At 61.9% G+C, this 11,545-nt stretch carries 11 protein-coding genes and 1 tRNA gene; 6 read left to right on the top strand and 6 right to left on the bottom strand.

The window, feature by feature from the left end:
• Positions 1 to 340: 340 nt before the first annotated feature.
• Positions 341 to 496, bottom strand: coding sequence for a hypothetical protein (locus tag AC0QTX_RS00305; RefSeq protein WP_160195434.1), 156 nt, complete (start codon positions 494 to 496; stop codon positions 341 to 343).
• Between the two features lie 64 nt (positions 497 to 560).
• Positions 561 to 1,082, bottom strand: a complete 522-nt coding sequence (locus AC0QTX_RS00300) for a DedA family protein (protein WP_474601818.1) — start codon at positions 1,080 to 1,082, stop codon at positions 561 to 563.
• A 152-nt stretch (positions 1,083 to 1,234) separates the two neighbouring features.
• On the opposite strand from AC0QTX_RS00300, the gene pdxY reads away from it, so the two are divergent.
• From pdxY to AC0QTX_RS00285, 3 genes are read left to right on the top strand one after another with little or no spacing between them, the layout of a single operon-like run.
• Entirely contained in the window at positions 1,235 to 2,083 is an 849-nt protein-coding gene (pdxY, locus tag AC0QTX_RS00295; protein ID WP_474601817.1) for a pyridoxal kinase PdxY, read from the top strand.
• Positions 2,084 to 2,088: 5 nt separating this feature from the next.
• Positions 2,089 to 2,994: a PhzF family phenazine biosynthesis protein gene (locus tag AC0QTX_RS00290; protein ID WP_474601816.1), complete on the top strand. Its 906-nt coding sequence runs from the start codon at positions 2,089 to 2,091 to the stop codon at positions 2,992 to 2,994.
• Entirely contained in the window at positions 2,991 to 3,704 is a 714-nt protein-coding gene (locus tag AC0QTX_RS00285) for an NUDIX hydrolase (protein WP_474601815.1), read from the top strand. The genes AC0QTX_RS00290 and AC0QTX_RS00285 overlap by 4 nt, the downstream gene beginning before the upstream one ends.
• Here AC0QTX_RS00285 and AC0QTX_RS00280 read toward each other — a convergent pair.
• Complete coding sequence (locus tag AC0QTX_RS00280) at positions 3,695 to 4,000, bottom strand: hypothetical protein (protein WP_474601814.1); 306 nt, start codon at positions 3,998 to 4,000, stop codon at positions 3,695 to 3,697. The two genes, AC0QTX_RS00285 and AC0QTX_RS00280, sit on opposite strands and share 10 nt — an antisense overlap.
• Positions 4,001 to 4,426: 426 nt before the next feature.
• Here AC0QTX_RS00280 and AC0QTX_RS00275 point away from each other — a divergent pair, with 426 nt between their 5' ends.
• On the top strand, positions 4,427 to 5,989 hold the full coding sequence (locus AC0QTX_RS00275) for a 2-isopropylmalate synthase (protein WP_474601813.1): 1,563 nt from the start codon (positions 4,427 to 4,429) through the stop codon (positions 5,987 to 5,989).
• 289 nt (positions 5,990 to 6,278) lie between these two features.
• Positions 6,279 to 6,354 (top strand) — tRNA-Lys (locus AC0QTX_RS00270).
• A gap of 478 nt (positions 6,355 to 6,832) precedes the next feature.
• On the opposite strand, the gene AC0QTX_RS00265 is transcribed toward AC0QTX_RS00270, so the two are convergent.
• A complete protein-coding gene (locus tag AC0QTX_RS00265) occupies positions 6,833 to 7,441 on the bottom strand; it encodes an adenylate/guanylate cyclase domain-containing protein (protein ID WP_474601812.1) in 609 nt (202 codons plus the stop codon).
• 320 nt (positions 7,442 to 7,761) lie between these two features.
• Between AC0QTX_RS00265 and AC0QTX_RS00260 the strand changes: the two genes are divergently transcribed.
• Complete coding sequence (locus AC0QTX_RS00260; RefSeq protein WP_474601811.1) at positions 7,762 to 8,706, top strand: hypothetical protein; 945 nt, start codon at positions 7,762 to 7,764, stop codon at positions 8,704 to 8,706.
• A gap of 272 nt (positions 8,707 to 8,978) precedes the next feature.
• Here AC0QTX_RS00260 and AC0QTX_RS00255 read toward each other — a convergent pair whose 3' ends face one another.
• Together AC0QTX_RS00255 and AC0QTX_RS00250 are read right to left on the bottom strand one after the other, a co-directional pair.
• A complete protein-coding gene (locus AC0QTX_RS00255; protein ID WP_474601810.1) occupies positions 8,979 to 10,202 on the bottom strand; it encodes a serine hydrolase domain-containing protein in 1,224 nt (407 codons plus the stop codon).
• A 355-nt stretch (positions 10,203 to 10,557) separates the two neighbouring features.
• Positions 10,558 to 11,226, bottom strand: a complete 669-nt coding sequence (locus AC0QTX_RS00250) for a DsbA family oxidoreductase (RefSeq protein WP_474601809.1) — start codon at positions 11,224 to 11,226, stop codon at positions 10,558 to 10,560.
• Between the last annotated feature and the right edge of the window lie 319 nt (positions 11,227 to 11,545).

Genomic DNA, 11,545 nt, shown 5'->3' with positions numbered 1-11,545 from the left:
GCATGAGGCACCAGAGATCCTGTGCCAAGTGGTTGACTTGCGTCGGGCCAAACAGGGGCTGCGCTGACCTCCAACTCTCTGCCATCCAGAACACGGAATAAACGAGGGATGCAAAGCCCCAGACGCTGGGCCACCACGCTCTGGGCAGGCCTGCTGCGAGCGGGTTTGCTCCCTCTGAGGACACAGGTGTTAGGGCAAGATCTGTGGAGGAATCAGACGAAGAATAGGCCACAGCAATTTTCCGGAATGTTATAGCTAAGCCGATAACATCCCGGAATGCTGCTGTGACCTATGGAAACAGGTAGGCTCACAGGGTTCCGTACGAAGCAGATCTCAGCGTTTACTGCTGATTGCTCTTCGTGTTCTGAGCCTTGTTGTTGTCCTGCTTGCCGGGATCCTTCCGGTTTTTCATGGTGCCGCCGGAGCCGCGGGTATGGTCGTCGAGGTGCTTCTTGCTCTCGCCCGAATTGTTGCCGTTCATCTTGCCTTTGCCCATGGAGGCCTCCTCTGGTGACCGAGGTTAATGAGCCCTCGGACATCAGGTTCCCGGATGCGTGGCTCTACCACAGCATGTATTGCGCCAGTCCTGCGCCGGGTGCGAGGATCACGAAGGCCCAGACGGAAGCCGAGGCCAGGTTGGCGGCCTGGAACAGCACCCCTGGCATGAGGAAGATGCCGGCGATCAGGGCAATGACCGCCCGGATGGGGCCGAAGAAGCGCCCCAGGAACACGGCCCAGGGGCCAAAGCGCTGGAAGAAATCCTCTCCGCGCTCGATGAGCTTGGGATTGCGGGACAAAGGCCAGACCTCGTAGGCGGTCTTCTTGTAGTGCTGTCCGATCGCATACGAGACCCAGTTGCCCAGAAAGGCCCCGCAGACGGCGCCGGCCCACGCCTGCCAGAACGGGATGTCCGCTGCAGCCAGGACGAAACCGACAGCAATCAGGATCGTCATGGTGGGCAGGAGCAGGGACACGAAGGCGAGCGACTCGGCAAAGGTCATCAATCCGAGCACGAAGGGAGCATAGCCCTGGTGGGTCTGCACGAACTCCAGAACGCTGTTCTTCCAAAACTCGATATCCATCAATCCGACCCGCCTCCTTCGTCGCTGGGGTGAATACAGGCATTTTGCGTGGATCGGATAGACCCAATCGCATCCGTGATGAATAGGATCACATCACACGATTTGAAGCAGAACCTGTGTTGCGCTAACCGGGAAGCAAGGGGGCTAGAGCCATGAACGTTCTCTCGATCCAATCCCATGTCGCCTACGGTCACGTGGGTAACGCCTCGGCGGTCTTTCCGATGCAGCGCCTCGGCGTCGAGGTGTGGCCGATTCACACCGTCCAGTTCTCGAACCACACCGGCTACGGTTCCTGGAAGGGGCGCGTGTTCGACGGGCCCGCCATCGAGGATCTGGTGGAGGGCATTGCCGAACGCGGCGTGCTCGGCCGCTGCGACGGCGTCCTGTCCGGCTATATGGGCTCGGCCGATATCGGCAACGCCATCCTGTCCGCAGTCGCGCGGGTGCGGTCTCTCAATCCTGACACCCTCTATTGCTGCGACCCTGTGATTGGCGACGTGGGCCGCGGCGTGTTCGTGCGCCCCGGCATTCCGGAATTCATGCGCGAGCAGGCGGTTCCTGCAGCCGACATCATCACGCCGAACCAGTTCGAATTGGATTATCTGTCCGGCATCACGGCACAGACCCTCGACGATGTGAAGGAGGCGGTCGCGATCGTGCAGGCAATGGGTCCCAGGGTCATTCTCGTCACCTCCGTCGAGACAAAGGAGACGCCCCCCGACAGCGTGGATCTCATCGCCGGCGAGAATGGGCGCTTCTGGCGGGTGCGGACCCCGAAGCTGTCGCTCTCCGTCAACGGGGCAGGGGATGCCATCGCGGCGCTGTTCTTCGTTCATTATGCACGCTCGCGCTCCGCACTGACTGCTCTTGCCGAAGCCTCGGCCTCTGTCTACGGCTTGCTCAAGCGCACGGAAGAGGCAGGCTCCCGGGAGATCCTGACCATTGCGGCGCAGGAAGAATTCGTCTCGCCCACCCGTCGCTTCGACGTTGAAGAGGTTTGATCCGCATGTCCCGCCGTTTCGTCACCCTCGATGTCTTCACGGGCGAGCGCTTCGCCGGGAATCCCCTTGCCGTCGTCGTCGAGGCGGAGGGTCTCGATACGGCAGCGATGCAGCGGATCGCGAAGGAGTTCAATCTCTCCGAGACGGTCTTCGTCTTTCCGGCTTCCGAGCCCCGCCAGCGTGCCGATATCCGCATCTTCACGCCGGCCCGCGAACTGCCCTTCGCGGGCCATCCGACGGTGGGAACCGCCGTGCTCCTGGCGCTGCTCGACCAGGAAGGCCAACCGGGCGCTGTGGCCTTCGGGCTCAAGGAGCAGGTCGGGATCGTGCCCTGCGCCGTCCAAGTAAAGGATGAGGTGAGCGGTACAGCGCGATTCCGCCTGCCGCGCCTGCCCTTCGTGTGGGGCGAGGGCAAGGAGAGCAAGGATTGCGCCTGGTCGCTCGGGCTTGACCCGACGGAGATCGGATTCGACCAGCACATCCCGAGCCGCCATTCGGCAGGCGTGGCCTATGATCTCGTACCCGTCTCCTCTTTGGACGCGCTGGCACGCGCGAAGCCTCAGGGCGAGGCTTTCGACAAGGTCTTCGGCGACAGTGATCACCCCTCGGCCTATGTCTATGCCCGCGTTCCCGATGCGGTGAGCTTGCGGTTCCGTGCCCGTATGTTCGGCCCCGGCATGGGCATCGCCGAGGACCCGGCCACCGGCTCGGCCGCTGCCGCCTTCGCAGGTGCCCTCATGCAGTGCGAGCCCCTGGGCGACGGCGAGCACAACATCGTCATCGAGCAGGGAGTCGAGATGGGGCGCCCGAGCGAGATCAACCTGCAGATGGTCATCAAGGATGGGGCGCTCACATCAGCCGAGATCGGCGGCGGTGCGGTGATGGTGAGCCGCGGCGAGATTTTCGCGTGAACCGCGAGATCGAGATCCGGCATGTCTCCCGCGTCGAGGCGTGCTGCCGCCCGTTCGATTGGGCTTGGCCCAAGCAGAACCGGGACTTCATCGAGGAGAACTGGAAGCGGCGCACGGCGGGCAAGCCGCAGATGTTCAACGGGCGCGTGCTGCTGCTGCAGGATGTGACCTTCGAGCAGGACCAGTGCCGCAACACCTATTTCGAGGTGGATTACGCCGACTTCGTCGCCTGGATCGACAAGGGCTACCCCGACCCCAACATTGCCAATGGCTTTGCCATGGGTGCGTTGCGAGGATCGGATGGCGCTTACATCTGCGGCGTGATGGGGGGCGGGACGACGAATGCGGGTCGCGTCTACTTCGCAGCCGGTACGCCGGACCCTTCCGATTTGAGGCCCGACGGAACCGTCGACCTCTCGACCAGTCTCACCCGGGAGCTTGCGGAGGAGACGGGGCTGCAGGAAGGCGATTACCACGTGGATGATGAATGGATCGTCGTCCAGCGCTGGCCGACCATCGCCCTTCTGCGCATGGTGACCCTGCCGGTATCGGCGGAGGAAGGCGCGGCGAAGATCCGCGCCAACATCGCCCGTCAGCACGAGCCCGAACTGCAGGATGTGCGCATCATCCGGGGGGCGGGGGATATCGACCCTGAACGGATGCCGCTGTTCCTACAGTCCTTCTTCGGCTGGGTCTTCGATCAGAGATAGCCGTGACGCGCCTTCGTGGCGCTGACCATTCGCACGGCCTCCGCATCGCGCCCGGCGGCGCAGGCCGCCTCGGCTTGAGTGATTTCCCGATCCACCCGTGTGTAGACGGATTGGTTCACATGCCCCATGGCCAGGTCGTTGCTCATGACGGCGCGATACCGGTCGATTTCGCCCTTGCAACCGGTGCCGGAGCTGCTAGCCATCACGCCGGTGCTGGCAGGTGCCGAGGCGGTTTGATTGCAGGCGGCCAGCGCAAGAGTGGCAGTCAGGAGCAGGATAGGGGTGACGATCTTCATGGAAGCATCTCCTCAATGGACCTCGCGAAGGAGGAATAAAGGCCAAGCTTCGTCTGTTCTAGGGCACTTTCCCGTAAGACCAGTCCTGTTGAGCTTCAAGTCATAACCCATCCAATCGTCGAGCCTTCTCTTTTCATTTGTTTCAAAGGCTTGCCATTCGAGAGGAGCGCCGTTACAAACGAGCCCGTTGTTCGCGGCTATATGCCCGCGGCCGAGGAGGATTTGGGCAGCGATGATCATCGGCTCCCCCAGCGCAAGGATGAACGGCACCGCTTCCGCGGCCGCTCGCGCGCGCCTTCTTGGCCTCCTTCTCCTTAGCTGCCCCTGAGGGTCGGCTGGGCGTTGCCGCCTGGGCTCTCAGGGGTTCTGGACAAGCAGGAACAACCTTGAGCCTTGAGGCTCCTACCTCCGAGAAGGACTAGACTGATGACCGCTTCCGTATCCGGCGCCGTTAAGGACCGCGTTCTGATCTTCGACACCACCCTGCGCGACGGCGAGCAGTGCCCCGGCGCGACCATGACCCTGGAGGAGAAGCTCGAAGTCGCGGAATTGCTCGACACCATGGGCGTCGACATCATCGAGGCGGGCTTCCCCATTGCATCGAACGGCGATTTCGAGGCTGTCGCCCTGATCGCCAAACAGGTGAAGCGGGCGACCGTCGCCGGCCTCGCCCGCGCCATCTCGGCCGACATCGCCCGCGCCGGCGAGGCCGTGCGCCATGCGGCGCGCCCGCGCATCCACACCTTCGTGTCCACCTCGCCGATCCACTTGGCGCACCAGATGCGCAAGTCGGAGGAGGAGGTGCTGGAGATCATCACCGCGACGGTGACCCAGGCGCGGAATCTGATCGAGGATATCGAGTGGTCCGCCATGGACGCCACCCGCACTCCGATCGATTATCTGTGCCGCTGCGTGGAAGCCGCCATCAAGGCCGGTGCCACCACCATCAACCTGCCGGACACGGTGGGTTATGCCACGCCCGACGAGTACCGCGCCATGTTCCGAGCGGTGCGCGAGCGCGTGCCGAATGCGGACAAGGCGATCTTCTCAGCCCATTGCCACAACGATCTGGGCCTCGCCGTCGCCAACTCCCTGGCAGCCCTGGAGGGCGGAGCGCGGCAGATCGAATGCACCCTCAACGGCATCGGCGAGCGGGCGGGCAATGCGGCTCTGGAAGAGATTGTCATGGCCATCAAGACCCGTGGCGACGTGCTGCCCTACGAGACCGGCATCGAGGCCACCATGCTGACCCGCGCCTCGAAGCTCGCGTCTGCCGCCACCTCGTTCCCGGTGCAGTACAACAAGGCCATCGTGGGCCGGAACGCCTTCGCGCATGAGAGCGGCATCCACCAGGACGGCATGCTCAAGAACGCCCAGACCTACGAGATCATGACGCCCGAGAGCGTCGGCGTGTCCAAGACCTCTCTGGTCATGGGCAAGCATTCGGGCCGTGCCGCCTTCCGCAACAAGCTGGAGGAGCTGGGCTACAGCCTCTCCGACAACCAGTTCCAGGATGCCTTCGAGCGGTTCAAGGAACTCGCCGACCGCAAGAAGCATGTCTACGACGAGGACATCGAAGCGCTGGTCGACCAGAACATCGCCATGGCCCATGACCGCATCAAGCTGGTATCCCTCCACATCGTCGCCGGCACCCGCGGCCCGCAACGCGCCACCATGCGGCTCCAGGTCGATGAGCGGATCGTCGTGGAGGAGCAGGAGGGCAACGGCCCGGTGGATGCCACCTTCAACGCCATCAAGGCCCTGGTGCCTCACGAGGCGGTGCTGGAACTCTATCAGGTCCACGCGGTCACCGAGGGTACGGACGCCCAGGCGGAAGTTTCGGTCCGCCTCTCTGCCGACGACCGCAGCGTGACCTCCCGTGCGGCCGATCCGGACACTCTGGTCGCCTCCGCCCAGGCCTATCTCGGCGCCCTCAACAAGCTCATGAGCCGGGGTGCCCGCCTGCATGCCCAGCACGCGGCGGAATGATTGGCGAAAAGGCCCGCCTGGCGGGCCTTTTTCTTGCTCGGAGAGCGTCCGGAGTATCGAACCCTCAAGCTTTGGGCTTGAGCCGCTCGCCCCTTCCCGCGACAATCATAGGCTTGTCCGTTCGGTTGGAGGCCGATAGCGCAACAAACCTGCTCTGCGGCCCAAGCTCTTGGAAAAATCCGCCCCTGGGCCGAAAACCTCGCTTACAGGGGCTAGACAGGCTCCATCCGGTTTGTTACACGCACGGCCTCTTCAGCGGACATCGCGCCGCTGAATTCGCTTCGGCGACGGGTGATTAGCTCAGTTGGTAGAGCAGCTGACTCTTAATCAGCGGGTCGTAGGTTCGAGCCCTACATCACCCACCAAATCTTCCAAGAACTTAGCCACTCTGAGCTCATCCAGCAGATTGAGCATGCAGTTGCTGGTAATCACATAGTAAGCACCCAGCGCACTTACGGCGGCCCTATAGGGTTAGCGAAGGGCTGCGTTTCAGCCGGCTCGATAAACAGACGTGCATATGCGATCGGTCCATGCCGTCGCGGCGGTTTCGTGCGCATTGGGCACATGGGTCCCCGATGGAGCCACACGCTCGCGCCACGGCTTCTCCGGCACAGGAGGGTTGTGAGATGAAACGCAGGCTCTTCGCAGCAATGATCCCGGATTGGAGCCAAAACGATTAAGGCAGCCGCTCGCTTGGAAGGCCGCGTTTGCCCACAGTTCGGCTCTCGACGGCGGCCCGGTATGGCAACAAGCGGAAACTGAATCCGAAAAGCCTGGCGTAAGCTTTGGGTAGTTATCGGCAAGCCTTCCGCTCATCCGCGTCGAGGAAGCCGCAAGCTCGAATTAGATCACGTGGATCCTTGTAGGTCCTTCAATAGCCTTGAATTGGCATTCCCTGGACTCGCGATCAGGAGCGGCATCGGCAGTCTGTTGGTAGGCCGCTTCACTCACCAGGATTTCTCCGGCCTCCGCGGAGCCTTGGATCCTCGACGCCAGATTCACCACTGGGCCAGTGATGGCGAACTCCTTGCAAGCCTTCCCAACTTCGCCGATCGACGCCACTCCCGTATGGATCCCTATGCCAATCCCCAAGGAGGCACGGCCTTCCTCCACGGCCGTCCGGCTTCGCTCGAGCCACCTTTGCTGGATATCGGTCGCGGCCAGAACAGCCTGCTGCACGTGGTCCTGACGGGTATAGGGAAAGTTGAACACCGCCAGAACCGCATCACCCAGAAACTTGTTCACGACCCCGTCCCGTTCCCAGATCGCCTTGGCGCAAACGTCGTAGAAGCTGTCGAGCATGTCCCCGACCTCTTCCGTAGGCGCATCTTCGGACAGCGAGGTGTAGCCCCGGAGGTCGGCAAAGAGGACCGTCGCCGGGAAGATGCCCCGCTTCTTGCCATACACACGGGAGAAGAAGGTCTCGCAAACCGTGCAGAGATTCGGGTTCATCCTGCTGCTCTTGATCCCGACGACGCGGAACGGGATGGACAGAGGCCCCCGAAGAGCGATCGGAACTCGCATATTCTGCCAGCAACTTATGCAGATCGTCGACTGAGCGGTGGTCATGAGTTCCTCGCGTTACGTCGCAGGCGGGACAGGGCCGGTGCAGTCAGCAGTGACCGTTTCAGGATCGCTAAAGTGGCTGAAGGTTCAACGCACTGCATATGGAAGGCGAAGGATTTCGGCGGAATTGCCTGGAATTTCCATAGCCATAGACCAGACGAACCCTCCAAGATGCCGACGGTGGGCTGCTTGCAAGAGGTGATCGGATGGCGCGCGACATCGACCGGAAACTGCGGGTGACAACTGCCGCGCTTGGGTTGATCACTCGCAAAGATCTGGCGGCTGCCTTCAGGCGGGTCAACGCTGCCACGACATTCGATATTGAACGAGCCCATAAATGGCTGCAGGGTCGCTCCAGCCCGCGTGATGCCCGGCTCTACCAGGACTGGGTCAGCGTCCTGGACATCGACCAGAGCGCCGAATGGATCGCGAATTGCGAGTTCGATGCCTTCTTGGAGGTTGTTGCTCGACGGTACAACATCGGCCGGGAAGCGCTCTCCTCCCAGGGCACACCAACGCATTCTGTGCGCTCCGGGAGAGCGAAGGATACCTACTCGAATTTGGCAGGCGCCTATGTCTGCTACTCGAATTCCTGGTCGCCATACTTTCGCGGTCACATGATCCGCGGCGGATTGACGATTGCTGATACCGCAACTCCGCAGGTTGCCTATTCGGAGGTTCTGCCAACAGGTCAGCTCCAGGTGAGTGGGACGCTGAGTTTGAGCAACCGTGCGATGCATATGACCCTGAGGGAGCTCTCAGGCGATGCGCAGTTCCTGTTTTGCCTGTTTCCTCCGACGGCCCCGGTCAGAGTGCTTGGCGGTCTCATGTGCGGAGCCACGCTCCTCGGACCGGACTCGAGCCCATCGGTAACCCGGATCATCATGATCCGTCTTCCCGCCACAAGCGACTACCTGCAGACAGCCAATGCGTACCTCCCGAAAGGAAGCTCCTTCGCTCACGATCTGATCTCTCTTGGACTGCCGGTCTCATCGCCGCAGATAGTCGATGAACGGCTTTCGGAGTTCTTGTGCTCGGGTGACGGTAAAGGCCTCGATCAGCCCAGCATGGCTACATACCGGTCGATTGTTGAGGCATTCGACCGTGAATGGTTGTATCGCCTCGATGAAGGCTTTCATCCCATGAAGTGACTCAGTTGCAACAGCGTGCATCAGGAACTTGGGGGCGAGCCAGAGGTGTTACGCAACCTGCCCTCCTAAGCGCGAAATTAGCCCGACGTGAGCGAAGGGGATCCCTGAAGCAGGTGATGAGCGGATCCCACGCGCCTGTACTGAAGGTCCACTCTCGGCATGCCTTCAATGGAAGCTCGAGAGCAGCATTCTTCACGTAACCAGACGGTCCGAGTGAGGCGAGAAATCGGGCGTCTGACCCTGTTCGGCATTCTTTTTTGAGCAGCGAATGGTCATGGCGAGGCGGGCGGCTTGACCGCATCGTAGATTGCAATGACCGCGTCGTGGAGCCGGTCCATTCCGTCGGCAGGTTGCGAGTTGGTCTGCACCGTGATCAGGATATCGTTTTGCGAAAACCAAACGTAGAGAGTGCGGTAGCCGAGCGTCTCGCCCTCATAGAACCAGTGCGCCCCCATCTGTCCGAGGATTGCCTGGACCAACCCGAGGGAGAAGCCGCGCGGGTCCTCCGATGACACCTGGGCGAGGGGTTCTCCGGTCCGGGTCGAGATCATCCGGAGCCACTCACCCTGTTGCTTCGGGGGCACCACCCGGCCCGCGAACACCGCCCGCATCCAGCGGGTGACGTCCCGTGCGTTCGAGACTGCGCCGCCAGCGGCCTGGGCCCACGATGAGCTCATGGCACGAACGTCGCGGCCTATCAGCGGCAGGTTCCAGGACGCCGCACAATCCTTCGGCTGATAATCGGTGCAGGCCGGGTTCTCGAAATAGCCATGCGCCAGCCGCCGGAGCACAGTCTCAGGATAGGAGCCACTCTCGTAGAAGGTCGAGTGAAGCCCGAGCGGCTCGATCACAAGCTCATGAACCAGTTCCTGGAATGTCTTTCCAGTTGCCTTTTCAGCAATCATACTCGCCAGGATGTAGTTGGTGTTGGAGTAGTGGTAGCCCATTGTGACAGGGAGGCTGTTGCTACTGGTGGGATACACCAGCCTCACAAGCTCCTCAGCGCTGAGGTCGCGCTGGGGTTCCTCGACCCACAGGCGCGACATCGCCTCAGTCTCGGAATAGTTCGGGATCCCACTGGTCATGTTGAGCAGGCGCCGAATGCTGACATCCTGCCAGGCTGAATACTCCGGCAACCACTTGCCAAGCGTGTCGTCGAGCGACAACTTTCCGGTCTCCTCAAGCTTCAGGATCACGGCCGCCGTGAACGATTTCGAGGTGCTGCCCATCTGGAACAGGGTGTTCTGGCTGACAGGTCCGTCGGAGGCTGATCGGCCTGTGGTGCCGGCGAATGCCTCGATAGCCGGCCCAGGATCCCCAAGGCTGATGTAGGCGGCGATGCCGGTGACCTTCTCCAGTGGGGCTCTCCCGGCCAGCCAAGTATCGAGTGCCGCTTGCACCTTCTCGGGACTGCTCGGCTCGGAACCTGCACTGAAGGCGATCGTCGACACGATGATGCCGATACACGCTGGCAGAAGGGCTCTTGCGTGGACCATGGTTGCCTCCCTGGTGCCTCAGGGTCGGCTGCCATTACAGCAGATCTATGGCCAAGCCAGGGGGAACGCCCGGCACATTCCTGTGTCCCGAAAGAACAAGATGCGACCGGATCCGGGCCCGGTCACCCAGGAGCCACGGCTTTACCATGTACTGGCTCTCGCCGAACTCCGGTTGACAGACAGGCCTCCTGGTCAATTGACGAACGACCGCACTTGGCACTCCCCGGACCAAAGAGCTTGGTTCGGTTTGCCATTTGAGAGCTGACGTTCGTTGAGCGGCCGGCATGTGGAAGTTTGACCCACTCCGGACCATCCGCCATGTCCTCCCCCAAGTCCGCTCGAATTCCACGCATGGTCAGGTGCCGGCCGGGGCTCGCCCAACCTCGGCGGCTATGCCGCGCAGCGCCTGCTCGAAGGCAGCGGCCGGCTGACCGCCGGAGATCAGCCATTTTCCGTTGATGACGATGGCCGGAACCGATCGGATGCCGCTGGAGATCCATTCTCGCTGGGCAGCGCGGACCTCCTCGGCATAGCGCCCAGACGCCAGGATCTCGCGCGCATCATCCCCGTCGAGTCCAGCCGCAACGGCAGCATCCATCAGCACCGCATGGTCCGACACGTTCGTGCCGTCCGTAAAGTTGGCCTTGAACAGGGAGTGCTTCAGCTCCCGCTGGCGCCCGACGGTCTCCGCCCAGTGCAGCAGGCGGTGGGCATCGAACGTGTTGTAGATCCGGCTCTCCTCCGACATGTTGAACGTGAAGCCAACCTCGGCTCCACGCGATCGGATCATCGCGCGATTGGCGGCCGACTGCTCCGGTGTGGAGCCGTACTTCTCCGCGATATGCTCGACGAGGTTTTGCCCGGCGGCGGGCATGGCAGGATTGAGCTCGAACGGCTGGAAGGTGATGTCGGCCTCCACCGCGTCCGCAGCATTGGCAAGCGCCTGCTCAAGCCCCAGCAGGCCGATGACGCACCATGGGCAGGCCACGTCGGAGACGAAGTCGATCTTCAGGTGCTGGGTCATGGTGCTGCTCGTTGTCGTTCGTGCAAATTGTGAGGGCGCAGGAATACCGGAATTACCATAATAGCGATACGTTCAGGCGATTAACCCTCGAAGCGCTTGTTCAAGTTCCGGCGATCCCTGCCGTGGGTTCGCGTTACCGGATGCGAGATCGAGGCTTCGCATCTTCGACTATTGAGGAGCAAGGCCTCATCCTGCTCTACATACGTCCGGCACCGGAGTTCGTCGATCCCGGATGCATACCCCGCGGACGCCATAGAACGTCCATCAAGGCCATGCGACCGGCGCTGCAGGAACACCATCTTCCGGCTGGCATGGAGCT

It is taken from the genome of Microvirga sp. jy35 (assembly GCF_056148915.1).
This window is presented reverse-complemented; position numbering and strand designations above follow the sequence as displayed.

Bases quoted from the DNA above. Each gene is read 5' to 3' on its own strand.
- AC0QTX_RS00260 (WP_474601811.1), top strand. From the start codon at position 7,762: ATGGCGCGCGACATCGACCGGAAACTGCGGGTGACAACTGCCGCGCTT.
- AC0QTX_RS00305 (WP_160195434.1), bottom strand. From the start codon at position 496: ATGGGCAAAGGCAAGATGAACGGCAACAATTCGGGCGAGAGCAAGAAG.
- pdxY (WP_474601817.1), top strand. From the start codon at position 1,235: ATGAACGTTCTCTCGATCCAATCCCATGTCGCCTACGGTCACGTGGGT.
- AC0QTX_RS00275 (WP_474601813.1), top strand. From the start codon at position 4,427: ATGACCGCTTCCGTATCCGGCGCCGTTAAGGACCGCGTTCTGATCTTC.
- AC0QTX_RS00265 (WP_474601812.1), bottom strand. From the start codon at position 7,441: ATGAACCCGAATCTCTGCACGGTTTGCGAGACCTTCTTCTCCCGTGTG.
- AC0QTX_RS00300 (WP_474601818.1), bottom strand. From the start codon at position 1,082: ATGGATATCGAGTTTTGGAAGAACAGCGTTCTGGAGTTCGTGCAGACC.
- AC0QTX_RS00250 (WP_474601809.1), bottom strand. From the start codon at position 11,226: ATGACCCAGCACCTGAAGATCGACTTCGTCTCCGACGTGGCCTGCCCA.
- AC0QTX_RS00255 (WP_474601810.1), bottom strand. From the start codon at position 10,202: ATGGTCCACGCAAGAGCCCTTCTGCCAGCGTGTATCGGCATCATCGTG.
- AC0QTX_RS00290 (WP_474601816.1), top strand. From the start codon at position 2,089: ATGTCCCGCCGTTTCGTCACCCTCGATGTCTTCACGGGCGAGCGCTTC.
- AC0QTX_RS00280 (WP_474601814.1), bottom strand. From the start codon at position 4,000: ATGAAGATCGTCACCCCTATCCTGCTCCTGACTGCCACTCTTGCGCTG.